The organism is Polaromonas sp. OV174 (assembly GCF_900112285.1).
In the GTDB taxonomy this organism is placed as follows: domain Bacteria; phylum Pseudomonadota; class Gammaproteobacteria; order Burkholderiales; family Burkholderiaceae_C; genus Polaromonas.
The window spans coordinates 1-25249 of record NZ_FOKZ01000021.1 but is presented as its reverse complement, the minus strand read 5'-3'; the positions used below and the strand labels follow the sequence as shown (position 1 = coordinate 25249).

22 protein-coding genes and 3 pseudogenes are annotated in these 25249 nt (G+C 61.8%); 14 read left to right on the top strand and 11 right to left on the bottom strand.

Translation table 11 applies throughout. The features are described from left to right. Positions 1–16 precede the first annotated feature (16 nt). The 3 genes from BM160_RS17010 to BM160_RS17000 all read right to left on the bottom strand — a co-directional run bounded on the left by BM160_RS17010 (position 17) and on the right by BM160_RS17000 (position 3924). Positions 17–2269 (bottom strand): xanthine dehydrogenase family protein molybdopterin-binding subunit, encoded by a 2253-nt coding sequence (locus tag BM160_RS17010; RefSeq protein WP_369821800.1) that lies wholly within the window; start codon positions 2267–2269, stop codon positions 17–19. 16 nt (positions 2270–2285) lie between these two features. Next, entirely contained in the window at positions 2286–2759 is a 474-nt protein-coding gene (locus BM160_RS17005; RefSeq protein ID WP_092007361.1) for a (2Fe-2S)-binding protein, read from the bottom strand. Positions 2760–2829: 70 nt separating this feature from the next. Next, positions 2830–3924 (bottom strand): NADH:flavin oxidoreductase/NADH oxidase, encoded by a 1095-nt coding sequence (locus BM160_RS17000; protein ID WP_092007360.1) that lies wholly within the window; start codon positions 3922–3924, stop codon positions 2830–2832. A gap of 59 nt (positions 3925–3983) precedes the next feature. Between BM160_RS17000 and BM160_RS16995 the strand changes: the two genes are divergently transcribed. Continuing rightward, positions 3984–5057: an AraC family transcriptional regulator gene (locus BM160_RS16995; RefSeq protein WP_255368982.1), complete on the top strand. Its 1074-nt coding sequence runs from the start codon at positions 3984–3986 to the stop codon at positions 5055–5057. Between the two features lie 326 nt (positions 5058–5383). Here the strand turns inward: BM160_RS16995 and BM160_RS16990 are convergent, their stop codons facing one another. Then, positions 5384–5815 carry a hypothetical protein gene (locus BM160_RS16990; protein WP_143093281.1) on the bottom strand — a complete coding sequence of 144 codons (432 nt, stop codon included), beginning with the start codon at positions 5813–5815 and terminating at the stop codon, positions 5384–5386. 144 nt (positions 5816–5959) lie between these two features. Next, entirely contained in the window at positions 5960–6871 is a 912-nt protein-coding gene (locus BM160_RS16985; RefSeq protein ID WP_092007409.1) for a LysR family transcriptional regulator, read from the bottom strand. Positions 6872–6975: 104 nt separating this feature from the next. Here BM160_RS16985 and BM160_RS16980 point away from each other — a divergent pair, with 104 nt between their 5' ends. The 8 genes and pseudogenes from BM160_RS16980 to BM160_RS16945 all read left to right on the top strand — a co-directional run bounded on the left by BM160_RS16980 (position 6976) and on the right by BM160_RS16945 (position 14493). After that, complete coding sequence (locus BM160_RS16980; protein WP_092007357.1) at positions 6976–8139, top strand: mandelate racemase/muconate lactonizing enzyme family protein; 1164 nt, start codon at positions 6976–6978, stop codon at positions 8137–8139. Positions 8140–8170: 31 nt separating this feature from the next. Next, positions 8171–9154, top strand: a complete 984-nt coding sequence (locus BM160_RS16975) for a tripartite tricarboxylate transporter substrate-binding protein (protein ID WP_092007356.1) — start codon at positions 8171–8173, stop codon at positions 9152–9154. Positions 9155–9381: 227 nt separating this feature from the next. After that, on the top strand, positions 9382–9981 hold the full coding sequence (locus BM160_RS16970) for a TetR/AcrR family transcriptional regulator (RefSeq protein WP_092007355.1): 600 nt from the start codon (positions 9382–9384) through the stop codon (positions 9979–9981). 275 nt (positions 9982–10256) lie between these two features. Continuing rightward, the gene (locus BM160_RS16965) at positions 10257–11258 is read left to right on the top strand and encodes an NADP-dependent oxidoreductase (RefSeq protein WP_092007354.1); all 1002 of its coding nucleotides are present in this window, start codon (positions 10257–10259) and stop codon (positions 11256–11258) included. Positions 11259–11289: 31 nt separating this feature from the next. Beyond that, entirely contained in the window at positions 11290–11994 is a 705-nt protein-coding gene (locus tag BM160_RS16960; RefSeq protein ID WP_092007353.1) for an SDR family oxidoreductase, read from the top strand. A gap of 71 nt (positions 11995–12065) precedes the next feature. Then, on the top strand, positions 12066–13160 hold the full coding sequence (locus tag BM160_RS16955) for an alkene reductase (protein ID WP_092007352.1): 1095 nt from the start codon (positions 12066–12068) through the stop codon (positions 13158–13160). A 75-nt stretch (positions 13161–13235) separates the two neighbouring features. Next, positions 13236–14111 (top strand): annotated as a pseudogene (locus BM160_RS16950) (IS30 family transposase); the annotation flags it as partial. A 73-nt stretch (positions 14112–14184) separates the two neighbouring features. Then, positions 14185–14493, top strand: coding sequence for a nucleotidyltransferase family protein (locus tag BM160_RS16945; RefSeq protein WP_092007351.1), 309 nt, complete (start codon positions 14185–14187; stop codon positions 14491–14493). A 167-nt stretch (positions 14494–14660) separates the two neighbouring features. Here BM160_RS16945 and BM160_RS16940 read toward each other — a convergent pair whose 3' ends face one another. The 3 genes from BM160_RS16940 to BM160_RS16930 are packed head-to-tail and all read right to left on the bottom strand — an operon-like array spanning position 14661 to position 18604. Continuing rightward, positions 14661–16583 (bottom strand): CocE/NonD family hydrolase, encoded by a 1923-nt coding sequence (locus tag BM160_RS16940; protein ID WP_092007350.1) that lies wholly within the window; start codon positions 16581–16583, stop codon positions 14661–14663. Between the two features lie 11 nt (positions 16584–16594). Further along, positions 16595–17551 carry a Bug family tripartite tricarboxylate transporter substrate binding protein gene (locus BM160_RS16935; protein ID WP_255368981.1) on the bottom strand — a complete coding sequence of 319 codons (957 nt, stop codon included), beginning with the start codon at positions 17549–17551 and terminating at the stop codon, positions 16595–16597. Positions 17552–17563: 12 nt separating this feature from the next. Beyond that, positions 17564–18604 carry a porin gene (locus tag BM160_RS16930; protein ID WP_255368980.1) on the bottom strand — a complete coding sequence of 347 codons (1041 nt, stop codon included), beginning with the start codon at positions 18602–18604 and terminating at the stop codon, positions 17564–17566. 316 nt (positions 18605–18920) lie between these two features. Between BM160_RS16930 and BM160_RS16925 the strand changes: the two genes are divergently transcribed. After that, entirely contained in the window at positions 18921–19841 is a 921-nt protein-coding gene (locus BM160_RS16925) for a LysR family transcriptional regulator (protein WP_092007408.1), read from the top strand. 144 nt (positions 19842–19985) lie between these two features. On the opposite strand, the pseudogene BM160_RS16920 reads toward BM160_RS16925, so the two are convergent. Next, a pseudogene (locus BM160_RS16920) lies at positions 19986–20225 on the bottom strand (Tn3 family transposase); the annotation flags it as partial. A gap of 39 nt (positions 20226–20264) precedes the next feature. Between BM160_RS16920 and BM160_RS22985 the strand changes: the two are divergent. Further along, entirely contained in the window at positions 20265–20375 is a 111-nt protein-coding gene (locus BM160_RS22985; protein WP_092007347.1) for a hypothetical protein, read from the top strand. Positions 20376–20839: 464 nt separating this feature from the next. On the opposite strand, the gene BM160_RS16910 is transcribed toward BM160_RS22985, so the two are convergent. After that, a complete protein-coding gene (locus tag BM160_RS16910; RefSeq protein WP_092007346.1) occupies positions 20840–21748 on the bottom strand; it encodes a LysR family transcriptional regulator in 909 nt (302 codons plus the stop codon). Between the two features lie 91 nt (positions 21749–21839). Here BM160_RS16910 and BM160_RS16905 point away from each other — a divergent pair, with 91 nt between their 5' ends. Beyond that, entirely contained in the window at positions 21840–23168 is a 1329-nt protein-coding gene (locus BM160_RS16905; RefSeq protein WP_092007345.1) for an arylsulfatase, read from the top strand. 44 nt (positions 23169–23212) lie between these two features. Continuing rightward, positions 23213–24199 carry a Bug family tripartite tricarboxylate transporter substrate binding protein gene (locus BM160_RS16900; protein ID WP_092007344.1) on the top strand — a complete coding sequence of 329 codons (987 nt, stop codon included), beginning with the start codon at positions 23213–23215 and terminating at the stop codon, positions 24197–24199. 86 nt (positions 24200–24285) lie between these two features. Here the strand turns inward: BM160_RS16900 and BM160_RS16895 are convergent, their stop codons facing one another. Continuing rightward, the gene (locus BM160_RS16895) at positions 24286–24651 is read right to left on the bottom strand and encodes a SpoIIAA family protein (protein ID WP_092007343.1); all 366 of its coding nucleotides are present in this window, start codon (positions 24649–24651) and stop codon (positions 24286–24288) included. Positions 24652–24893: 242 nt separating this feature from the next. Here BM160_RS16895 and BM160_RS22980 point away from each other — a divergent pair. Further along, positions 24894–25249 (top strand): annotated as a pseudogene (locus tag BM160_RS22980) (IS1595 family transposase); the annotation flags it as partial.

The window sequence follows — 25249 nt, the reverse complement described above, 5'->3', positions numbered from 1 at the left end:
CCGGGTCCTTCTGGGTTCAGGCCAGCTTGAACGGCAGCTGGCGCAGCGGCTTGCCGGTCAGCCGTGCGATGGCGTTGGCAAACGCCGGCGCCAGCGGTGGCAGGCCGGGCTCGCCCATGCCTTTGGGCGGCTCGGCGCTGGGCACCACATGTACCGCGATCTCTGGCATGTCGGTGATGCGCGCTACCGTGAAATCGCCGAAGTTGCTCTGCTCGACGACGCCGTCCTTGAGCGTGATGGCCGAACCTGGCAGGCACATCGACAGTCCCATGACCGCCGCACCCTGCACCTGGGCTTCCACGCTGCGTGGGTTGACGGCCAGATTGCAGTGCACGCCGGCAGTGGCGCGGTGCAGCACCGGCTGGCCGTCCTTGACGGATGCCTCCACGACGTAGGCCACCACGGACTCGAAGGACTCGTGCACAGCCACGCCCCAGGCGCGGCCGGCGGGCAGCTGTTTCTTGCCGTAGCCGCTCTGGTCTACCGCCAGTTGCAGCGCTGCGCGGTGGCGCGGATGCTTGGCGCCGAACAGCTGCATCCTGTAAGTCACCGGGTCTTGCCCGATGCTGCGCGCGATCTCGTCGAGCAAGGTTTCCATCACGAACGCGGTATGGGTGGAGCCCACGCTACGCCACCACAGCACCGGCACGTTGAGCTTGGGGTGATGCACGGTCAAGCGCATAGGCAACGGATACGGATCGCGCATGCCCTCCGTGGCCGAGGCGTCAACGCCATCCTTTACCTGAAAGGCTTCGAACACCGTTCCCGCGAGGATGGACTGGCCGACGATGACGTGATCCCAGGCCAATACTTTGCCGCGCTCGTCGAAGCCGATGCGGGCGCGGTGCAGGTGCATGGGGCGGTAGTAACCGCCCTTGACGTCGTCCTCACGGCTCCACAGCAGGCGCAGCGGCGCGTTCAGGCCCGCGGCTTGCGCGGCCTTGGCGATCTCGCAGGCCTCGACCACGTAGTCGCTGCTGCCAACGAAACGCCGGCCGAAGCCACCGCCCGCCATCTGCACATTCAGCTTCACTTGTTCGGGCTTCAGGCCTAGCGCTTTCGCAGCTGCGGCCGCGTCCAGTCCGGCGCTTTGGGTACCGACCCACAGTTCGGCGTGATCGCTGGTCAGCTGAACGGTGCAGTTCAATGGCTCCATCGGCACATGAGCGAGGTAGGGGAACACGAACTCGGCCTCGAGCTGACGGGGTGCCTTGTCCAGCGCAGACATGTCCGCATCAAACTTGCGCGCGCCGGGCTGCTTGGCCAGTTCCCGGTACTGCGCCAGTTGCTTTTCGCTGTCCACCTTCTCCACGGCGGCGGTGTCCCATTGCAGCTTCAGTGCGTCGCGGCCCAGCTTGGCCGGCCAGTAGCCGTCGGCCACCACGGCCACGCCTTCGCCGCCCCGGTCCAATGGGATGCGCAGTACCGTCTTCACACCCTTGATGGCGCGCGCCGCGCTGTCGTCGACCGACTTCAGGCGGGCACCGAACACCGGCGGATGCGCCACCACGGCCGTGAGTTGGCCGGGATGCTTGACGTCGATGCCGAAGTCCTGACGTCCGCTGCTCTTGGCGCGAGCATCCAATCGCGTGGTCGGCTGGCCGATGATGCGGAAGTCCTTGGGGTCTTTCAGAGTGACCTTCTCGGGCACCGGCAGGGCCATGGCGGCTTCGGCCAGTTCACCGTAGCCGAGCTTGCGCCCGTCAGGCGCCAGCACCTGGCCGGCCTGCGTGCGCAGCGTGGCAACATCGACCTTCCATTTCATAGCCGCAGCAGACAACAGCATGGCCCGCGCACGCGCGCCGAGCTCGCGGTACTGCGTGAAGCTGTTCTTGATGGAGTTGGAGCCGCCGGTCAGGTGCATCCCAAAGAGCGGGTCGTGATAGGCAGCATCGTTGGTGCCGCTCTTGCTGCGCACCAGGCTCCAGTCGGCATCAAGCTCCTCGGCCAGGATCATCGGCAAGCCGGTCTGCACCCCTTGGCCGAACTCCAGCCGGTTGATGGTCACAGTGACCTCGCCGTTGGGAGCGATCTGCACGAAAGCCGAGGGTTGCTGCGTCGGCTTCAGGGCCTCGGCCGGCTTTGCAACACCATCGGCCTGTGCCATGGCCAGATGGGGAAAGGCGCCGAGCGTCAGGCCGCCGATGCCGGCCATTTTCAAGAAACTGCGGCGTGGCAGCGTGGCGGCAGCAGTTTCGCCGGCTTGGTCGCGTTCCAGCATGTGCTGCAGGACGCGCGGCAACTCGCTGGGGTACATAGGGATGGGCATCATGACGGGTACTCCTTCAGGCCAGGGTTTTGGCGGCATCGGCCACGGCGGCGCGAATGCGGGCGTAGGTACCACAGCGGCAGATATTGCCAGCCATGGCCGAGTCGATTTCAGCTGCTGTGGGTTGCTTGCCCTTGGGCTGCGATTTAAGGAAGGCGGTGGCGCTCATGATCTGGCCGCTCTGGCAGTAACCGCACTGCGCCACGTCGTGCTTGACCCAGGCGGCGTGTACGGCTGTACCGACACGGTCACTGCCATCGGTTGCTGATTCGATCGTGGTGATCTTCTTGCCTTCGGCGGCGGAGATGGGTGTGATGCAGGAGCGGATGGCCTGGCCGTCCAGATGCACGGTGCAGGCGCCGCACAGCGCGGCACCGCAACCGAACTTGGTGCCGGTCAGGCCCAGCGTGTCGCGCAGGGCCCAGAGGATGGGGGTGCCGGGGTCGGCGTCGACCGTGTGGTCATTGCCGTTAACGTTGAGCGTGTTCATGGTGGGTCAGTTCTCCGTAGGGTAGGTGGGGCGGAACGATGTATGGCGATGAGTCTTCGGGTCCTGCGGGTCAGTTCGACCAGGTCTGCAACCAGAAGGCGTAAGGGGTGGGCAGCACTTCGGCCGGGCGCGCGATCTGGAGCTCACGGGCAGCCTGGTAGGGCCAGTGCGGATTGGCCAGCAGGGTGCGCGCCAGGAACACCAGGTCGACTTGTCCGCTGCGGACAAACTCGTCGGCCTGTAGGGCGTCGGTGATCATCCAGCTGGTGGCCACGGGCAGACCCGTGACTTGGCGAATCTGCGCCGCGTAAGGAACCATGAAGTCCGGCCCCCAGGGCACCAGCTCGCCGGGGGTGGACAGGGCCAAACCGGCATCCACCAGATCCAGACCGGCGTCCTTGAGCCATTTCAGCACCTGGATGGCGTCGGTCAGCGATTCGGCTTGCCCGTCATCGAACTCGACCACCCCCAGGCGCACCGTTAGCGGGTACTGCTCTGGCCAGACCTCGCGCACCTCACGCACCGTCTCAATCAGGAATCGGGCTCGGTTTTCCAGCGAGCCACCGTATTGATCCTGGCGCTGGTTGGCGTGCTTCGACAAGAAGTTCTGACCCAGAAAGCCATGGGCGAAGTGCAGTTCCAGCCACTCGAATCCCGCTTCGCGCGCGCGTTGGGTTGCGTCCACGAAATGCTGCTTTGCTTGGCGGATATCGTCCAGCGTCATCTCGCGGGGAATGTAGCCGGAACCGGGCATGAATGGTACGGCACTGGGGCCCACCGGCTGCCATGCCTGCGGGTCGGCCTTGTCCAGCGGTTCGCCGCCTTCCCATGGACGCTTGCAGCCCGCCTTGCGGCCAGCATGACCCAGCTGGATACCCGGCACGGCGCCGGCAGTTTTGATGGCGCTGGACACAGACGCAAAACCGGCAACCTGGGCATCGCTCCACAGGCCCGCATCCCCTGGCGTGATGCGGCCTTCAGGGACCACGGCTGTCGCTTCTACCACCACCAGACCGGCACCACCCCGGGCCATGCTGGTGTAGTGGGACTGGTGCCATTCGTTCAGGCGCCCGTCCTCAGCCTGGTACTGGCACATGGGCGAGGCCGCAATGCGGTTGCGCAGGGTGATGCCCTTGAGCGTGAAGGGCGCGAAGAGAGAAGACATCTGATGGTTCCAAACGGGGATCGTTGCATGGAAGTATCTGCTTTTGCCTTGTGACAAGCTTGCCATTTTTGATTCTTGTCTTGCCTTTTTTGATGTTTCACCACCAAAAATTGATCTGCCTGGATGCACCAGATGTACAGTCCTCCTCAGCGAGCCCTATCTCGGCCTCCTTGACTCTCTCCTTCAATTTCAGAAACAAATCACCCCACCCAGGCGAGCTGACCATGTCCATAGAAACCTTGGCCTACGAGATTGGCCGGATTGCTCAAAATGACGGCGATCACCAAACGGGCATCCCGCGACTCACTCTTCACCGGCGCAGTGCCACGACGGAGCCCATGCACTGCATTTACGGGCTGGGGCTGGGCATCACGGCACAGGGCGGAAAGCAGGTCACCCTGGGCGAGCAGGTGATTGCCTATGGGCCAGGACAATCCTTGCTGACGACGGTTGATCTGCCCGTCGTTTCACATGTCACCCAGGCCAATCTGGCCCAGCCTTTTCTGGGCATGATGCTGCGGCTGGATGGGAGCGCCCTTGTGCAATTGGCGACAGAGATGGATCTGCCGCCTCTGTCACGAGAGCAGGTGCCGCGCGCGATTTCTCTGAGCCTGCTGGAAGCGCCTTTGCTCGACGCGTTAACCCGCCTGGTCCAACTGCTGAATGAGCCCCAACTCATCACCCCAATTGCTCCCTTGATTCAGCGGGAGATCATGGTGAGACTGCTGTCCGGCCCTCACGGGCCCTACCTTCGGCAGCTGGTGGCAGCGGGCTCACCCAGCCACCAAATAGCACAAGCCATGGCATGGCTCAAACAGAATTTCAGCCGCGACGTACTGATAAACGAACTTGCCGCCAGCGTGCACATGAGTCCATCGACATTCCGGCAACACTTCCGCAACCTCACGGGCATGAGCCCCGTGCAGTACCAGAGGCAATTGCGCCTGCAAGAGGCGCGGCAATTGATGCTGAATCAGGCCCTGGATGCGAGCAGTACAGCGGCGCGCGTGGGCTACGAAAGCGCCTCACAGTTCAGTCGTGATTACAGCCGCCTGTTTGGTGCGCCGCCCCAGCGGGACATCAAGCGAATGCAGCATTTGTCCTATGGTGGGACGGAGCAATCCGCATCCTGAACATTGCTCCCGAGATCAGACCTCAAGCGTATCCTATGGCCCTCGATTCAGACCTCACGAATAGCCCTCTTTGAGTCGTCATCATGTACAGATCGCCGCGCTCTGGCTGGCTGCTGTCAGCCTCGAAGTGGTCAGCAGGAAAATACATCGACCGGTTGAATCTGCAAGCGGTAGCTGCCGATGGGCAGTGCCCGCTTCCTGGCGACCAAATTCCATGGGTTGGGCTACCTGTCAGCCATATCTCGTGGCGGCCAGCTTCGTGCCCGAAGCCTTCCCATCGTTCATGTTCATGCCCCGCGTCGTGGCGGTGACTTGAGAGCGGCCGGTCAACGACCGACCTTGGGGCCGCGAAATCCGCAGCTCTGAAAAAGCTTGATAGCTTGATAGCTTGATAGCTTGATAGCTTGATAGCTTGATAGCTTGATAGCTTGATAGCTTGATAGCTTGATAGCTTGATAGCTTGATAGCTTGATAGCTTGAACAGTGTTGGCCATAGAAACCGTCTCTTGTTCTTCGAAATGGGCCAGCAACATTTGAGAATTCTCGGCGAGCAAGATGCGCTCTTTATTGGTGAGCTTTCGGCCGAGGTCACCGCCGTGCTGTACGGCGCCGAGCGTGCCAGCCGATCCGTGTCGCTTGGCGAAGCATGTCGAACCCACAACCAGGCTGGACTCCTTGACGATATGCACGGCCGCGTGCACTGAATGCCCGCATCCGGATTGCTGGCAACGAACCCGATGCTCGAAATCGATCGCCACGATTGCGCGAAGGTGCGCGCGGCCTGTCGGCCACTGTTCCTTTATCCGCGCTGGTCATGGACCGCAGTTTTAGCAAGCAATATTTTTCGCTCGTTTGTGTGAGCTTCTTGGCACGACGCAGGATGACAAACTAGTCACTTCCGGTTACGCGATAGCAACGCCAGAACCAACTACGGCGTCCCACAGCGCCTCTGCTGCACGCCCCATCGAATTGCGAGACCGGAAAAGCCTTATTTCAAGCTCTATGCACAAGTCCTCCACTCCTGCCCTGGTGACACGATGACTGGCAAGATCGTCCTGGATAAGAGTTTGCGGCAGCCAGGCAACGCCGCGTCCGTCCAGCACCATGGTCCTGAGAACCGATGCGAGATGTGCCGTGAACACGATCTGCGTTGAAACGTTCTCCAGGGCATCAAGCCGTGTTTCGCGCAAGATGCGTCCAAGGCCCGACTCGGCGCTGTAGCTCAGAAGCGGAACAGGCGTTTTGCCGGCCTGGAGCGTGTGTACCGGGTGACCAGCGGAATTCACAGCTGTCACCGGCACGAGAACATCCGCGCCGATCTTCACGGAGGGATAACCATCCGCCTGCAGCCGGCCGACCGCTTGGGGATGCGCATGACACACCACAAACTGCACCTTGCTCTGCTCCATCAGGGCCTCGCAGCGCAGCAGCACATCGGACTCCAGCTGGATGGTGCCCGCCATGGTGTGCGCCTCGAAACTGCGCAGCCAGCCCGGCATAAAGGTAAAGGACAAGGCATGTGTGGCCGCAAAACGAAGTGAATTCGAACTGGCCTCGGCCACGGCCCGGGCCTCGCCCGGTACACGGGCCACCTGGGCCAGCAAATCATGCGCAACGCCGTGAAACCACTGCCCTGCCTCTGTCAGGCGAACGGGCTGTGAGCTCCTGTCAAAAAGCTCGGTGCCTATCCACTCCTCCAGCGCCCGTACCCGGCGACCGAAAGCCGGCTGGGTCATGTGGCGCTCATCTGCGGCGCGGGAAAAGTTGCCCGTCGTCGCCAGCACCAAAAAATCTTCGAGCCAGGAGACGTTCATGCCCAGTGCCTTGAAAGCATTGAAGAGAAGAAAAACAGCATTGGTCAAATGCAGCGGTCTTGACGATCATAGCGATCCGAGCCAAACCTTTCACGGAATCAAACATGAAAATCGTCGAGATCAGAGAAAAAACAGTCCCTATCAGTTCGCCTATCCGCAACGCCTATATCGACTTTAGCAAGATGACCTTGAGCCTGGTGGCCGTGATCACGGACGTCATTCGGGACGGCAAGCCGGTCGTAGGCTACGGCTTCAACTCCAACGGCCGCTACGGGCAGGGGGGGCTCATCCGTGAGCGCTTCCGCGACCGCATTCTTCAGGCTGCGCCCGAGAGTTTGCTCGATCAAGCCGGCACCAATATCGATCCCTCCAAGGTGTGGGCAGCGGTCATGAGCAACGAGAAACCGGGTGGACACGGTGAACGCTCCGTCGCTGTCGGCACCATCGACATGGCTATCTGGGACGCGGTAGCCAAGATCGAGGGCAAGCCGCTGTTCCGAATGCTGGCCGAACGCAACGACCGGGAGGCAAATCCGCGCGTCTTTGTCTATGCGGCCGGCGGCTATTACTACCCCGGCAAGGACAACAGTGCGCTCTGCGCGGAAATGCGCAGTTATCTGGACCGTGGCTACAACGTCGTGAAAATGAAAATCGGTGGTGCCTCGATCGACGAGGATCGCGGCCGCATCGAAGCAGTTCTGAAAGAGATCGGTTCCGAAGCTCAGCTCGCGGTGGACGCGAACGGCCGATTCGACCTGGAGACCGGCATCGCCTACGCCAAGATGCTGCGCGAGTATCCGCTGTTCTGGTACGAGGAGATCGGCGACCCGCTCGACTATTCGCTGCAGGCCGCGATCTCGGAATACTATCCCGGACCTATGGCGACCGGCGAGAACCTGTTCTCGCATCAGGACGCGCGCAACCTGCTGCGTCATGGCGGCATGCGACCCGACCGCGACTGGCTGCAGTTCGACTGCGCGCTCTCCTATGGCCTGGTCGAGTATTTGCGGACCCTGGAGGTTCTCAAACAGTTTGGTTGGTCACCGTCGCGTTGCGTCCCGCACGGTGGGCATCAGATGTCCCTCAACATCGCCGCCGGCCTCGGCCTCGGCGGAAACGAGAGCTATCCCGACCTTTTTCAGCCTTACGGCGGCTTCCCGGATGGCGTGAAGGTCATCGACGGCCACGTCACCTTGCCGGAGTTACCAGGCATCGGCTTTGAAGGCAAGACAGACCTCTACGCCCAGATGTACGCGCTCTCGGCCTGATTCGTTCGATAAATACAACGGAGACAAAGACATGAAAAATCTCAAACGGAATCTGACGATCGCAGGGGCAAGCCTGGCCGTATTTACCCATGCGGCCTGGGCTCAGTTCCCCGATAAACCGGTCACCCTGGTGGTGCCCTTCGCGGCGGGCGGCCCAAGCGACAAAATCGCTCGCGACCTCGCGGAAGCCTTGCGAAAACCGCTGGGCCAAACCATCATTGTTGACAACACCGCCGGCGCCGGCGGGACTATCGGTGCAGCGCGCGTCGCACGTGCCAAGCCGGACGGCTACACGCTATTGGTTCACCATATTGGTCTGGCCACCGCGCCGGCGCTCTATAAAAAGTTGCCCTACAACACGCTGACCGACTTCGAGTATCTCGGCCTGATCAACGAAGCGCCTTCCGTGCTGATAGGCAGAACGACGCTGGCCGCCAACAATTTGAGTGAATTGAGAAAATGGATGGCAGATTCTGACGGGCGTGTGAATCTCGCCAATGCCGGCGTAGGGTCGGCATCCCACCTTTGCGGGCTGATGCTGCAAAGCGCGCTGAAATCCAAAATGACCACGGTTCCTTATAAGGGTACCGCCCCGGCCATGACGGACCTGATAGGCGGCCAGGTGGACCTGATGTGTGAACAGGCTACCAACGCAGTGCCGCAGATCGAAGGCAACAAGGTAAAGGTTTATGGCGTTAGCAGCACGGACCGCCTCGCCCTGCCGTCTCTTGCGCAGACACCGACACTGTCCGAGGCGGGTCTCCCGGGCTTCAACGTCACGGTTTGGCATGGGCTTTACGCGCCGCGCGGCACACCTCCCGATGTATTGGCGCGCTTGAATGCAGCGATGCGAACAGCCCTAAAGGACCCAGACCTGATCAAACGCCAGGAGGCCCTCGGATTGCGGGTTGTAACGGACTCGAGACTCGCTCCGGCTGGCCACAAGACATTCGTTCAAGGCGAGATGGAGCGATGGACCAAGGTTATCAAGGATTCTGGCGAGACTGCTGAGTAAGCCTACTCTGCTGGCGCCGGCGCAGATTTGACCAAGTACGTCATTCATTCTCTGACCAGCTCCAACTAGGCTAAAACCCGCAATTTCCCTGGCCAGGTATAAGTTTTTCGCTGCTCAATTACAGCGCAACACTTCTCACTAGGGGGGGGCAACACCCCTTGCGCTTGCGCAGGGCCGACTGTCGGCGCTTCCAAAAACATCTCAGTACGTGTTTCGCAAAATGTCGTATGATATGCATCATGTCAAATACGAAGCACAACGTCAGAACGGCAGCCAAGGAGGCCTCGCACGAGCGCATCGTGTCCGCAGCTGCACGGGCGATCCGCCGTAGCGGCTACGACGGTACCGGAGTCGCCGACATCATGAAGGAGGCCGGCCTGACCCATGGCGCCTTCTACGCCCACTTCGCGTCGCGCGAGGCCATGCTGGCGGAAGCAGCGGGTCGGGCGTGCGCGGAGTCAGCCGCCGTAGTGGCGGAGGTTGTCGCCAGCGTGCCCTCCGCGCAGGCCTTGGCATCCATGCTTCGCAGCTACCTCTCGCGGGAGCACCTGGAGCAGATTGAAATGGGATGTCCCCTGGCCGCGCTGGGCTCGGAGACGCCTCGCCAGGCCCCCGAAGTCCGCCGCGTGACCACCCGGCACATCAAGGAAATGATCGATCTTGTCGCCCGTCAGTCGCCTGACTGGGGGCAACCCGGCGCCCACGAACGCGCCCTCGTGACTGTCGCGACCATGGTGGGCACATTGCTGCTGGCTCGTGCAGTCGACGAACCCGCGCTATCGGACAGCCTGTGCGCGGCCGCATTGAAGCATCTGCCCCCCGCCTGAATCCACTGAGACACACCTTCTTTTCGTTCGCATAAATATATGACGATCATCATGCGATGCAAAAATTCTGTCTCTTGGCGAGTCATTCTGTTTGGCAATGCAGTCATTGAGAAAGGAGCACACATGTCATCAATCATCCCCACGCTGCTGCTCGCTGGCCAAGCAGCCTCAACCGCAGGAGCCGACACCGGCAGGAAGCACAGGACACGCGCCGATATCGGCCGGCCGCCTTGGACCATTCGCAAGCTTGGATGCACCAGGAATAAGGAAAAACCATGAAAGCATTCATTCTCGAGCGCTACGGGAAAAAGCGCGCTTTGCGCTTGGCCGACATGCTGGAACCGGAATTGCGCGATGACGAGGTTCTGGTTCAGGTCCATGCGGCGGGCGTGAACCAGCTGGACGCCAGGATCAGGGACGGCGCGTTCAAGCTCATCCTGCCCTATCGCCTGCCCCTCATCCTGGGGCACGATGTGGCCGGGGTGGTGGTCAAGGTCGGTTCGCGTGTGCGGCAGTTCAAGTCGGGCGACGAGGTGTATGCACGAGCGGACGACTTCCGGATCGGTACGTTCGCCGAATTCGTCCCGGTCAAGGAAGCCTCCCTGGCGCTCAAGCCCCAGGGCCTCACGATGGAGGAGGCCGCGTCTATTCCCCTGGTGGGCCTGACGGCCTGGCAGGCACTGGTCGAGCAGGGCGAACTGAAGAAAGGGCAGAAAGTCTTCATCCAGGCCGGCTCCGGCGGCGTCGGCACGTTCGCCATCCAGCTGGCCAAACAGCTGGGCGCCACCGTTGCCACGACGACGAGCACGGCCAACGTCGCGCTCGTGAAGCGCCTGGGCGCGGATGTCGTCATCGACTACAAGACGCAGGACTTCGAGAGCGTCTTGCGCGACTACGACATCGTTTTGCACAGCCAGGATGGCAAGACGCTAGCAAAATCCCTGCGCGTACTCAAGCGTGGCGGTCAGCTCATTTCCATCTCCGGACCGCCGGCTCCCGAGTTTGGCAAGGAGATCGCGGCCCCCGGGTTCGTCAGACTGGTCATGAGGCTGCTGAGCGCGGGCGTCCGGCGAAAGGCGCGAGGCCTGGGCGTTGGCTACGCCTTCCTCTTCATGAAAGCGAACGGCGCCCAGCTGCGGGAGATCACCCGTCTCATCGAAGGGGGTGCGATCCGCCCCGTGATCGACAAGGTCTTCCCGTTCGAATCCACCCCCGAGGCCATGACCTACGTCGATTCAGGCCGCGCAAAGGGCAAGGTTGTTGTCAAGGTCAAGTGAGCCTGTTTTCCCTAACCACTGGAGTTTTCTCATGCAAATCAAAAACGCTGTTGTTCTTGTCACGGGTGCCAATCGCGGCATCGGCCAAGCTTTCGCTCACGAGCTGCTCGCCCGTGGCGCCCGCAAGGTCTACGCTGGCGCGCGGGATCCGCAGGCCGTCACCCAATCCGGCGTGCAAGCCCTGCGACTTGACGTCAACAAGCCCGAAGATGTGGCTGCCGCCGCCGCGCTGGCATCGGATGTGACGCTGGTCATCAACAACGCCGGTATTGCCCAGCCTGGCGGCTTTCTGGCGGCCGACAGCGAAGACGTCGCACGGCGCATCTTTGAGACCAATTTTTTCGGCGTGTTGCGCATGAGTAAGGCGTTTGCGCCGATTCTCAAGGCCAACGGCGGTGGCGCGCTGCTCAATGTCTTGTCCGTCGCCTCCTGGCTGAACGGCGGCGAATTGGCCGCTTACGCAGCCAGCAAGTCCGCAGCATGGTCCCTGACCAACGCGCTACGAAACGAACTTGCCGCGCAGAAGACGCAGGTTCTCGGCCTGCACATGGCCTATGTGGATACCGACCTCACACGCGGGCTGGAAGCCCCGAAATCCAGCTCCGAGGAGATCGTCAAGCGCGCGCTTGACGGCATCGAATCCGGCGCCGACGAGGTGCTGGCAGACGCGATCACCCAGCGGGTCAAGCTGGGTTTGACGGCCGCCCGGCCGAGCTATCTGCCGCAAGCGTCCTGAGGGACACCTCGGTCAACCTCGCCAACCCACTTCCCTCAACCAGATCGCCACCCGTCCATCCAAGGAACCCCATGCTCTTCGACCCTCTCGTCACCCCCTCGATTCAACTCGCCAACCGCGCCGTCATGGCGCCGATGACGCGCAGCCGCGCCGTTGATGCCAACACCCCCAATGCATTGATGGCCGACTACTACGGCCAGCGTGCAACGGCTGGCCTGATCATCACCGAGGGCACCTCGCCGTCGCCCAACGGCCTGGGTTACGCGCGCATCCCGGGGCTCTTCAATGATGCGCAGGTGCGCGGATGGAAGGCGGTCACCGATGCGGTTCACGCCAAGGGCGGCAAGATCATCGTGCAACTGATGCATACCGGCCGCGTAACCCACACGGCCAACCTGCCTGCGGGCGCGGAAGTGCTCGCGCCGATGGCCAATGTGTGCCCCGGCGAGATGTACACCGACGCACAGGGCATGCAGCCGCACAGCGCTCCACGCGCAATGACCACAGAAGACATTGCCCATGCCGTAGGGGAGTATGCCAAGTCGGCCCAGCTCGCCATCGAAGCAGGCTTCGATGGCGTCGAAGTGCATGCAGCGAACGGCTATCTGATCGAACAATTTCTGAACGCCAATGTGAACCAGCGCACCGATGCCTACGGCGGCAGCATCGAAGGTCGCAATCGCTTTGCGCTAGCGGTCGCCCGTGCCACGGTAGCCGCCATCGGGGCCCATCGCGTAGGGATTCGCCTGTCGCCCTATGGCGCGCTCCAGGGCACGGGCGTGTTCTCCGACGTCGATGCTCAGTACCTGGCGCTCGTTCAGGAACTGTCGAAGCTGGACCTGCAGTACGTGCACCTGCTGGACCATTCCGCCATGGGCGCACCGCCCGTGCCGGCCGAGTTGAAAGCGCGGCTTCGTGCTGCCTTTCAGGGTGTGTTCATCCTGGCCGGAGGTTTCGATCGCAGCTCTGCGCAAGCGACGCTTCAGGCGGGTCAGGCAGACCTCATCGCCTTCGCCCGTCCTTTCCTCGCCAACCCCGACCTGGTGGAGCGCATGCGAGCCGAATCGGCGCTGAATACCGTAGATATGGCGACGTTCTACACGCCAGGCTCAAAGGGCTACACCGACTATCCGACCCTTGCGCAACAATCCGGTGTGCCGGGATGAGCTGACCAGACCGGGGTGCTACTAGGTGCAGAGCGTCTGCAATGTCCGCATATGGGACTAGGTGATTCGAGAGGCAGCCGTGAGATCCAGCGCAACGGTGGCCAAGGCTGCTACCGCGCGACCCAGGCCGACCTGGCGACTTGGGATCGGGCGTGTCGCCCCAAGACTTGCAAGCTGGTGGAGAAGCGCAAGCTGGCGAACATCGTGGCTGGTAAGCTCCAATTGCAATGGTCACCACAGCAAATTGCTGGATGGCTAAAGCAGGCTTATGCGGACGACGAGAACTATCAGGTGTCACACGAAACCATCTATCGAAGTCTCTTCATACAGGCCCGCGGTGCCCTGAAGAAAGAACTGCAGCAACATTTGAGGCGCACCAGGGCCATGCGCCGTTCGCGCCACCACACCCAAAAGACAGACAACCACGGCAAGATCACCAACGCCGTATCCATCAGTGAGCGTCCAGCCTCGGCGGATGATCGGGCCGTACCGGGCCACTGGGAAGGCGATTTGCTGTTTGGTAGCCTCAACACCCAGGTTGCGACACTGGTTGAGCGTCAGACGCGTTACGTGATGCTGGTGAAGGTTGCCAGCAAAGATACCCAGACGGTCATCAATGCACTGATCAAAAATGCTCGCAAGCTACCCCAGGAACTCTACAAGTCGTTGACTTGGGATCGGGGTCATGAAATGGCGGGCCACAAGCGTTTCACATTGGCCACTGACATCAGCGTTTATTTCTGTGATCCCCAGAGCCCTTGGCAGCGAGGGAGCAATGAAAATACGAACGGACTATTGCGGCAGTACTTCCCCAAGGGAATCGACATCTCGCATTACTCGCAGGCACAGCTAAATGCAATTGCGAGAAAACTGAACGAGCGCCCAAGGAAAACTCTAAACTACGAGACGCCCGCTGAACGATTCAGCCAACTTGTTGCATCGACCGGTTGAATCCGCCATCGGAAGCGGTCGTAAACTGCAGTTCCACCTCAGGCCGGAGTCGGCCATTTACGGACGTTCGTCCATGAAAGATCGTTTCTTCACTGACGTACTCCGCAACCCACACAACCGCGCCATCCTTGAGCGCTGGGATGAGCTTGCGCTCCTCGTCGGTTGGCTGGTAGCAAGCTGCCTTTTCCAGACGGTCTGGAATGTCCAGTCCGAGTGTGAGCCCGAGGCCGCAATCAAGGACTACGACCTTTTCTATTTCGACCCCTCGGATACAAGCGAAGCTGACATCCGCACTCTGCAACAGTTTGATCAAGTCCGGGGACTTGCGCTTCATCATCGGCGATACCGCTTCGGTGATGATGAGATCTCCCGCAGCCACTAGCGTAAAGCCATTGGGGACGCTGGCATTGATCCAGTTTGGGGACAACTTGCCTTCCTCTGCTTGCGCCGTCGGATTCGCTGTTGCTTGTTGCGCTGCCGCTGCCGTGCTCCCCAACACCATGGCTGCTGCAGCCAGCATTGCACCTATCTTGATGGACATCATCGCTCCTATGAGTTCAAGTCGGAATGACCGACATCTGGTTGAGGGTGGCCGAAACCGGGGGCTGACGCTAGCGGCGCACGGAGTGGCACGACCGGCAGCAGCAACTGCGAGGGCCGTCCCGGCGACATATGGACCCGGTTGAAGGCCGTCTGGCGGGGGCCGGCGCTGGCTTCCGGCGCGCCCGTGTTCGGATTCACGTCGAAGCGTGGGAAATTGCTGCTTGAAATGTCCAGGCGGATGCGGTGCCCCTTCTTGAACAGGTTTGATGTGGGCATGGGCTCGATCGTGATTTCAGCCACCTCACCGGGCGCTAGAAGTTCGGGCTGTTCCCAGGACCGCCGGTAACGGCAGCGCAGGATGCCGTCCGTGAGATTCATGGCATAACCCTGCGGATAATCGGCGCTGGGTGGATAAAGGTCGATGAGCTTGGCGGTGAAATCCGTGTCGGGTGCGCTCGACGAAATCCACAGCTTGATCACCACAGGCCCCGTGAGTTCGAGATCCTGCGCCAGCGGCGCCGACTCGAACACCAGCACATCCTCGCGTTCGGCCAGTGGTCCGTGGGGAAGCCGCGCGCCGAATATGTTTTCGTGGGTACGCTGGTCGTAGGCACCGGCGGTCATCAGCGGCTCGCCGGACGTGATGGAGCCGCCTATCGTGGGCACCGGGTTGGACGGATCGAACTCATACGCCAGCACACCGTCCTGTTCGGCAGGCTGCAACGCTAGTGTGCCGTTGGCGTGCAAATACCAGGGTTCAAACTGGGTGCCAGGCACTGGCCAGTCCGCTGCAGTGTGCCAGCCGCCGCCGTGGTCGAGCCGCCCCGCCGGCGTGCGCCGGCCAGAGCCGCCACCCATGCGAAAGTAGCGCACCACCGCGTCCTGCCCCTGCGGCATAGGCCGGCCCTTGAGCCAGTGGTCGAACCAGGCCAGGCGCATGCGCACATAGTCCTCGGCCAGCGCACCATCGAGCGTGGCCGCGGGGCCGAAGTCCACGTTGCCCGCGTAGGTGACGCTGCGCTCGCCATGCGTCCACGGGCCCAAGACCATCCGGGCCTGGCCGGGCGCGCGCCGCGAGAGGCCCAGGTAGTTGTCGGTCGTGGTCTGGGCATAGGGGTCCCACCAGCCGCACAGCAGCATCACGGCCACGCCGTCGAACGCCGCGTAATGCCCGGCCGCATACAGCTCGGGCTGGCGCCAGTAGTCGTCGAAGCTGCCGCGCTCCCATTGCTCGAACAGGTAGTCCTCGTACTCGGGCACCCATTGCAGCGGCGAGTCGCCGCGTGTCCAGGGCAGGCGCTTGAACCAGGCGCCAATGTCGGCCGCCGCAAGGGCCTGCTGCGCGGCGGGGTCATCGTGATTGATGCCGTTCTGGGCATTGCGAAACGCCCAGGTCGCCTGCTTGAGCTCGAACGCGCCGCCATGGCGTATGCCGCCACGGTACGCATTCGCAAAGCCCCCGCATTCCAGGAACATGGCCTTGAGCCCCTGGGGCCGCTGGCTGGCCAGCGCCGTCTGCGTGTGCGCGGCATACGACAGGCCATAGGTGCCCACGCTGCCGTCGCACCAGGGCTGGCCGGTGATCCATGCCATGGTGTCGGCGCCGTCGTTTGCCTCGCCCAGGTACTTGGTGAACTGGCCTTCAGAGTCGAAGCGCCCGCGGCAGTCCTGCACCACCACGGCGTAGCCTTCCTGCGCGAAGCGCGCCGCCGCCTCGCCGCGGCGCAGGGGCCGTGGATCGGCCACGCTGCGCTCGCGCCGGGCCTCGGCATCCTTGCCGTAGGGAGTGCGCTCCAGCAGCACGGGCAACGGACCGTGGGCATCCACGGGCAGATACAGGTCCGTCGCGAGGCGCACGCCGTCGCGCATGGCCACCCGGTGGGTGGACCGTATAACACCGCCGCTCAGGGTAATCAGTTGTTCGCTCATATGGGGCCCGATCAGTCCAGCTTGAGGTTGCGTTCCTTGACGAGCTTGGCCCAGCGCGCCGTGTCGTCCTGGATGAAGCGCGACAGCTCTTGCGAAGTGGTGGGCGCAGGCTCCGCGCCCTGGGCGATGAGCTGATTCGCTACCTCGGGATCGCTGAGCGCGCGGCGCAGTGTCGCACTGGCGTTCTCCACGGCTCCGGCAGGCGTGTTCGCGGGGGCGAAGAGCGCGTACCAGATGTCATACTCAAAGTCCTTCACGCCCGCCTCGGCCATGGTGGGCACATTGGGCAGCGCGCGCGAGCGCTTGGCGCTGGCCACGGCCAGCGGAATGAGCTGGCCGGCCTTGATCTGGTTCAGCACGCTGGGCACGGCATTGATGCCCAGTTGCACATGGCCTCCCACGAGCTCATTCACGGCGGGTGCGCCGCCCTTGTAGGGAATCTGCACCATCTGCGTTCCGGTGGCGGCCTGGAACATTTCCATGGACAAATGGCCCGGACTGCCGTTGCCGCTGGAACTGTAGTTGAGCGTGCCGGGGTTCTTGCGCGCCAACGCTATCAGCTCTTGCAGCGTGTTGGTGCGCAGGCTGGGGTGCGTGGTGAGGATGGGCACGTTGATCAACACGCGCCCCACGGGCACGAAGTCGCGCGACGGGTTGTAGGCGAGCTTGCTGGACAGCAGCGGCGCCGTGACCATGAGCGAGCCCGCGCCCACCATGAGGGTGTAGCCGTCGGCCCGCGCGGTGGCACCGGACTGCATGCCGGCCGCACCGGCACGGTTTTCGATGACGACGGGCTGGCGCCAGATCTCCGACATCTTGCGCGCGACCACGCGCATGGCCGTGTCGGCAGCCGCGCCTGCCGGGAAGGGCACGATGATGCGCACGGGCTTTTCGGGATAAGCGGCAAAAGCGGCTTGCGTGGCGAGCGCCGCAAGGGCGGCCAGCAGGAAACGTCGGGTCTTGATCATGATCATGATGCTTTAGAAGTTGTGCTGAATACCGACGCCGACGCTGCGGATGGTGTCGTTGGGCAGCCGTGAATTGGGGTCTTGGCGATCGTAAAAGGCGTACAGCATGGATCGCTTGCTGAGCGGGTGGGCGTAACCCAGCTGAAATTTCTTGAGGGTTCCGTTGGGATCGCTCTGCACATCGCGCGTCATGTAGTTGGCAACGACCTTGCTGTCGCTGTTTCCGACCTTGAGCGAGGCGCCGACCAGCCGGATATTCACCTGGCTGCGCGTGGTAGACGCACCCTGGTAGTTATCGCGCCCGGCAACCGCCCATGCTTTGACTGTTCCGAAGTCATACGCGCCCACCAGCATCCATTTGTCTTTGAAGGTGTTAAGGGTGGCTCCGCCGTTCCTTTTGTCCTGACCGTAGGCCACGCCAAGTCCGAACGGGCCTTTGCCCTCGCCATAGCTTAGGGAGAGATCGGTCTGCTTGATATCGCTCTCGAAACGTACCGGCCCGACGGGCACCTCGGCCACGCCTTCACCGTTCATGTAGTAGCGTGCGCGAAAGACAACATCGCCAAACTTAGGGCTGATGTAGCCGATGGCGTTGGACTCACGATTGCGCGAGTTCAGCACCGAGGTGCCGATCGCGGTGGCACCCGCATCATGGATCACGAACTCGGTGTGGCGCGTGATCAGCGAATAGATAGGAGACCCGGTCGGGTTGGCGGAATCGAGTCGTCCAACGGCGACCGCCCCGAATCCACCCGTGAGGCCGACATAGGAATTGCGATAGGCCGGCGTGGTCGCCGCACCCGTGTCGGAGGCGAAGCCCATCTCGAGGCCAAATACCGCATTCAAGCCCCCGCCCAAGTCTTCAGTGCCCCGAAAGCCGACGCGCGAGGCGTTGTCTCGCACCTGTGTTTGCGTGAGTGACCCTGTTTTCGTGCTTTCCAGGCTGGTGTCCAGCCTGCCGTAAATCGTGACTGTGCTTTGCGCCACGGCGGCCAAGGGGACGCCTGCGGCGCACGCCACGGCGAATGTAAGTCTGCTCAATGCGATCTTCAAGTTAATGCTCCTGTAATTATGTTTTGTCAAACGATTCATCGTTTCAAATTTTCAGAAATGCCATTCTGAAAGCAGCGCGGCCATGGCCGCGCCCAGAACGGTCGCCGGGACTTGTCGTTTCACGAAGGTGTTGCTCCGTTGAGAGGTTGTGAATAGACTTGCCTGGGTTGAATTCTTGTTGCGGCTTGCAAAGTGCGCAACGGTATGACGCTTCAGCATTGCCCTATGCGACTTGCGACGCAACGAAGCGCGTGACGGCAGTACCACTCAATCACTTCTTTGCTTGTGGGCCAGCATGTCCGACTCTATTTCCTCCATGAATTTCAGGCAGCTAGAAGCGTTTCAGGCGATCATGAGCACCGGCTCCACCACCGGTGCGGCAGAGCGCCTGGGACTGTCGCAGTCGGCCGTGAGCCGGCTGCTGACGCAGTTCGAGGAAGACCTGGGTCTGCGCCTGTTCGTGCGCGAGAAGGGGCGCCTGGTGCCTACCGCAGAGGCCCATGCCTTGCTGCAGGACGCGCAGGGCTTGGTCGATTCAGCCCAATGCTTTCGCCGGCATTCGGAGCAGTTGCGCCTGGGCGGTTTCCGGCGCAAGCTGCTCAAGGTGGCCGTGCCCGGCACATTGGCCTTGCAGCTCATGCCCGCCGTCGTCGAAAACTTCATGCGTGAGCAACCGGGGGTGGTGCTGGAGGTGTTGTCGGGTTCCTACGCTGACGCCGAACGAGCCATCCTGAGCCGAGAAGCCGATATCGGCTTTGTCCGGCTGCCGACCGAGCTGCCAGGGCTGGAGGTTGTGCCCTGCCTGGAATCGGAGGCGGTTTGCATCATGCCCAAGGGACATGCGCTGGAGCGGCTCGACACGGTGGCAATTGAGAACCTGGAAGATCTTCCGCTCATCTTGTTGGGCCGGCAACGGCTGATGCGGCATGAAATCGATATGGCGTTTCGCCAGGCCCGCTTCATCCCGCGCATCTGCGCAGAAGTTCATTCCGTCGGCATCGCCTGCAGTTTTGTGTCCAGGGGCTTGGGCGTTTCTATCGTCAACGCACTGCTTGCGAGTTACTGCCGCGACATGGGCTTCGCGAGCAGGCCTTTCCGGCCGCGTATTGCGTACCAGGTGGGTCTCGCGTCACTCGGCAAACTTGAGGAGGCCCCTTTGCGCCATGCTTTCGCCCAAAACCTGATCGAGGCCATGCTGGCTTCGCTGCGGCCGGAGGACTGCACGCGCCGGATATGAAGTCCGAGCAGGGCGGACGTGATGCGCTCTCTATTTTGTAGCGCGTTGCTTGATGAGGGCGTCTGCTTCCCTGCCGCGATGCCGCTATCGCCCGGTCCACGTCTTCGATCAGGTTCTCTATGTCCTCCAGGCCGACCGACAGGCGTAGCTGCCGAGTTTCCTGAGCCTCAGCGAGGCCGTCACCGTACCCTGCTTGATCGAGGTGGCCAGCCGTAGAATTTCGTCCCAATGGGTGCGAATTTGCTTGATGTTCAGGCTGTCGCTGCTAATCATCGGCTTGAGCGCGGCATAGGCAGCATCGCCTTTGGGGATGAACAGCTTGGTGTCGCCCAGGTCACGGATACGCGGCGCGAAGCGGAAGCCCAGCAGGTGCATCAAACCAAAGCCGATGCCCGGGTCGCAGCCTTTCATCTCCGGGGGCTGATGGAAGCAAAGTGGTTTGACCGCTTACTGTTTCAAGTCCTGAAGGATGTCACCATGGAAGAAATCAACGCGACGGTCAAACGCGCTGTCACCGCCTTCATGGCGGCTTAGGGACCATCAGACTGATTGAGATCAAAAACCAAGCCGCCTGCGCTCTGGCCCGTATGCGCTTCCGGGGAGACCCTGACAGTTATAGGTCCTTATAAATCCGAAGGCCCGATGTTGGCCGATGACAGTTGCTCCCTTTGACGAAATCATCGTCATATAGCCGCCCGTTGGACTATAGATGTCAACGTCAGGTTTGGAGCAGGCAGTTCGGAAAGTCGAATGTCGCTTACCAGTCTTTTGTAGTTGGTCGCCGAGCCCCTTTGATCGTCAGCAACGCAGCGGTAGCGGGGATTGCTCACCGGCCGCTTTACGCAAGCCCGACTGCGATTTTTTGATTGCCGCTCAGGAGTCGTTCGTGGCGGCCAGAAAACGGCCACGCGCTGATGGCTGCCGCAGTAATTTGAAATGCCGCAGCAACCGTTTAGGAGTTATTGCGTGTCATGTTGCAAGCAACTCGCATTGGCTCATCAGCTTGTCTCCGGCCGTCGACCGTGCATCAGCATGTCCCTCAATGCCGTCATCAACGGTGACCAGGAAGAGCCCTCGCGCGTGATCAGCAACACGGCCCGAGCCAGTTGCAGTTGCGGTATGTTCAACACGGCGAAATTTCCGCTCGCCTCGTGGCGCAAGAACGAGGCCGGCACCACGGCGACCAGGTCCGTCCTGGCGAGTACGCCGACAGTCAATGCCGATACGTATGGAACCTCCATGATGACTCGCGGCGTAGGCAACTTGCTGCGCGCAAAGACCGCTTCCAAGGCGCGGTAGGCTGCGGATGTGCTGCTGCCCATGATCCAGCCATAGGGCACCAGGTCTTCCAGCGTGGGGCGCGATTTTCCCGCCAAGGGATGGGCCGCACGCACCACGATCTGCATGGGGTCGTTGCCGATCAGGGTTCTCTCGCCTTCCAAAGGCTGGCCTTCGTAGGCGGGCACGAGCGCCACATCCAGGTCGCCATCCCGCACCTGTGACACTAAGGCGTCAGAGCGGCCGTAGCGCATGCGCACCCGCATCGCCGGACGCTGCTCTATCAGCCTGGCCAGCGCCGGCACGATCATGTTCTCTCCTGTTGTGTCGGTCACTCCGATGCGTAGCAGTCCTGCATGCTGGGCCCGCATCTCGCTGGCCAGCAGCATGGTGTCGGCATAGCCGGCATGCAAGCGCTGGGCCTGCTCCACCACACGCAGACCGGCCGAGGTCAATGCCATGCCACGGGCGGTGCGCTCGAACAGCGGTACGCCAAACTCAGCTTCCACACGCTGTACCGCCTTGGTGAGCGTGGGCTGGGTTACGCCACATTCTTCGGCAGCGCTCGACAGCAGGCCGGCTTGGGCGACCGCCAGGAAATACTGAACGTCTCGAATGGCTAGAGGCATTCCTAAATTTTATGACTTTTTGATTTCTGTGGAATGCCCTTGGATGCTCAACCTTCATATATTGAAGGCTCAGCAAGCACAAAGGCCAACTATGGAAACACGTCCTCCCAACATCGTCCTGATCGTCGCCGACAACCTGGGTTGGGGTGAGCTGGGCTGCTATGGTGGCGGCGCCCTGCGTGGCGCGCCCACGCCGCACATCGATGCGCTGGCGCGCCAAGGCCTGCTGCTGCAAAACTTCAACGTGGAGAGCGATTGCGTTCCCACCAGGTCGGCCTTGATGACCGGGCGCCACCCGATACGAACCGGGTGCCTGCAGTCGGTGCCACCCGGATTGCCCCAAGGCCTCACGCGCTGGGAAGTTACCTTGGCGCAACTGCTGTCACAGCAGGGCTATGCCACCGCTCACTACGGCAAATGGCATCTGGGCGATGTGCCCGGCCGGTATCCGTCAGACCGGGGTTTTGACGAGTGGTATGGCATACCGCGCACCACCGACGAGAGCCAGTTCACCTCAACGGTGGGCTTCGATCCCACCGTTGTTGACTTGCCCTGGATCATGCAGGGCAAGGCGGGCGAGGCCACCGAAGGCGTGAAAGTCTATGACCTCGAGTCGCGCCGCAGCATTGACGAAGACCTGGTCGAACAGTCCTTGTCGTTCATGCGCCGCCAGCAGGCAGCGGCCAAGCCCTTCTTCCTCTACCTGCCATTGGTGCATTTGCACTTTCCGACCTTGCCTCACCGCGACTTCGCCGGACGTACCGGTGCAGGTGATTTCGCAGACTCCATGGTTGAAATGGACTACCGTGTCGGACAGGTGGTGCAAGAGATTGATCGACTCGGCCTCGCGGAGGACACACTGCTGATCTTTTGCAGCGACAACGGGCCTGAATACCGGGTGCCCTACCGCGGCACGGCGGGTCCATGGAGCGGCACTTACCATACGGCGATGGAAGGCAGTTTGCGAGTGCCCTGTATCGTGCGCTGGCCGGGCCGGGTGGCCGCAGGACGCGTCAGCAATGAGATCGTCCACGTCACCGACTTGTTCACCACGCTCGCCGGCGTTGCAGGCGCCGAGCCGCCGCAGGATCGCCCCATCGACGGCCTTGACCAATTGCCATTTTTGCTAGGCGCACAGGAAAAATCAGCGCGGGAAGGTTTCCCGTTTTACATCAAGGGAGACTTGCGGGCCGTCAAGTGGCGCGACTGGAAGTTGCATTTCTATTGGGAACCCGAGGTCAACGAGGGCAAGGGCAAACTGGAGTCGCCCTACCTGTTCAATGTCACCCGTGATCCCAAGGAAGAGACGGACGTGTGCATCCATAACACCTGGGTGCTGGGCCCCATCCTGAAATTGGTGCGCCAATTTCAGCTCAGTTGCCAGCAGTTTCCGAATACGTCCCCCGGTCAGGGTGATTGACGTTTTTTTGAGTGCTCTTATCTTTTCAATCCAACGGTGATGCCATGTTGAATCGTCCCCTCTCCGTCCGTCGTCGCAACGCACTGGCCTTGATGTGCGCCGGCCTTGCGGCGGCCTTGCCGTCGGTCGCCCGTGCGGCAGACCCTGAATGGCCCAACGCCAAGCCCATTACTTGGCTGGTGGGCTTCGCGCCCGGTGGATCGGCTGACGTGCTGACGCGCGCCGTGGCGCGCCAGCTGAGCGAAAAGACCGGCCGCCCCGTTGTGGTCGACAACCGGCCCGGTGCCTCCGGTGTGCTGGCTTTGCACCAGGCTGCCAAGGCGGCGCCCGACGGCTACACCCTCATCACCCTGCCTGGCCCCATTTTGTTTGCGCAGCAGGTGCCGGAAGTTGGTAAGGAGTTGCAGGCTGTGGCCATGCTGGCGCAGGGCCCCATGGTGCTGGTCGGTCCAGCCAGCACCGCAGCGCCAGATTTGCAAGCGCTCGTGAAGGCGATCCGGCAGTCCCCCAAGGACTGGAGCTATGCCAGCTCTGGCACCGGCACATCGCAGCACCTGGCGGGCGAGCTGTTCAACCAGGTAGCGGGTATTCAGGCGACGCACATCCCCTATAAAGGAGGCGGACAGGCCATTGCCGACGTGGTCGGCGGCCAGGTGCCTCTGGCCATCCTGGGAGCCTCGCCGGTGTTGCCCCATGTGCAGTCGGGAAAGCTCAAGGCATACGCCGTAACCACTCGCTATCGACTGGAAACCATGCCGCAGGTGCCCACCTTCCAGGAGGCGGGTTTCAAAGACTACGAGGCGTCCCAGTGGTTTGCTGTCGGCGTGCCGGTGGGAACGCCTGAGGCCTACGTGCAGCGACTCAATGGCTGGTTCAACGCCATTGTTGGCTCACCAGCCTTACAGGACGTTCTGCGCGCCTCCGGTACCGTCAAGGGAGGCGGCACGGCACAAGAGACGGCGCGCTTCATCTCTGGCGACAATCAGAAGTGGAAGAAGCTGGCGCAGCAGGTAAAGCTCAAGTTTGACTGAGGTCTCGGGCACTGCGAGAGAGCCTCATTAGGGCCATAGAGCGGACACGCCATAGCCGCCCATGCGCCCGCTCCCCCACACCCACCTCAAGCCGCCAGCAACCACTCCAGCGCCTTGGCGTCGTCGGCAAAGGCGAAGTGCCGGACTTCGGCCGAGGTGAAGTGCTTGCCCAGCAATTCCGCCATGCCGGCCAGCGGGCTGTCTGTCACCACGGCGATGCGTTCGACCTGCTTGTGGTGCTCACGGACGAAGTGCATGTGGGCGGTGAAGCCGGCAAAGCTCTCCCAGCCGGGAAAACCTTTGGCGTGAACCATGACGCCTTGAAGTCTGGGGTGCTCGGAGAGATAGGCGTCAACATCTGCGCTAAGGCCGACGAAGTCATCCTTGCTCAAGGGCGCGCTGGGACTGAGCACCAAAATGCCTTCGGATTTCATGATGGAATAGTTGAGCATGTGATTCTCCAAAAAGCGGAGCCTTCACTGTAGGCCGTTCCGGCCGCCTTGACACCCCCTAGCCTCTGCCGGCTGGCCAAGAAAATCCTCGAATAGGCATAAAACTGCCTGATTAGCGACTTGCCTCAGACCTCCTTGGAACTCCGCGTCAAAGCTTTGCCTCCAACCAACAGGCCCAATGCACCGGGAGGCCAAGGAGAGCGATATGTCCATGAACGCCATCCAATTCCAGCGCGGCCTGTCGCTGGCCCCACGGCTGGCAGTGCGCGCACTGCGGTTGCAAGCGTTTTTTTCTCACGCGCAACGGCAAAGGTCGCCAGCTGTGGGAGTGTTTTATCTGCGGCTACCAGTGCTCCAGCATCGCGGGTACGGTGTTCGAGCACACCAAGCTGCCTTTGCGCACCTGGTTCCTGGCGCTGTACCTGCTGACCCAGCACAAGAGCGGCATCAGCGCCTTGGCGCTCAAGCGCCAGTTGGGGGTGTCCTATAAAACGGCCTGGCTGCTCAAACACAAGCTGATGCAGACCATGCTGCTGCGCGAGGCCGCGCGGCGCCTGGACGAGCGCGTGGAGATAGACGATGCGTACCTGGGCGGCGA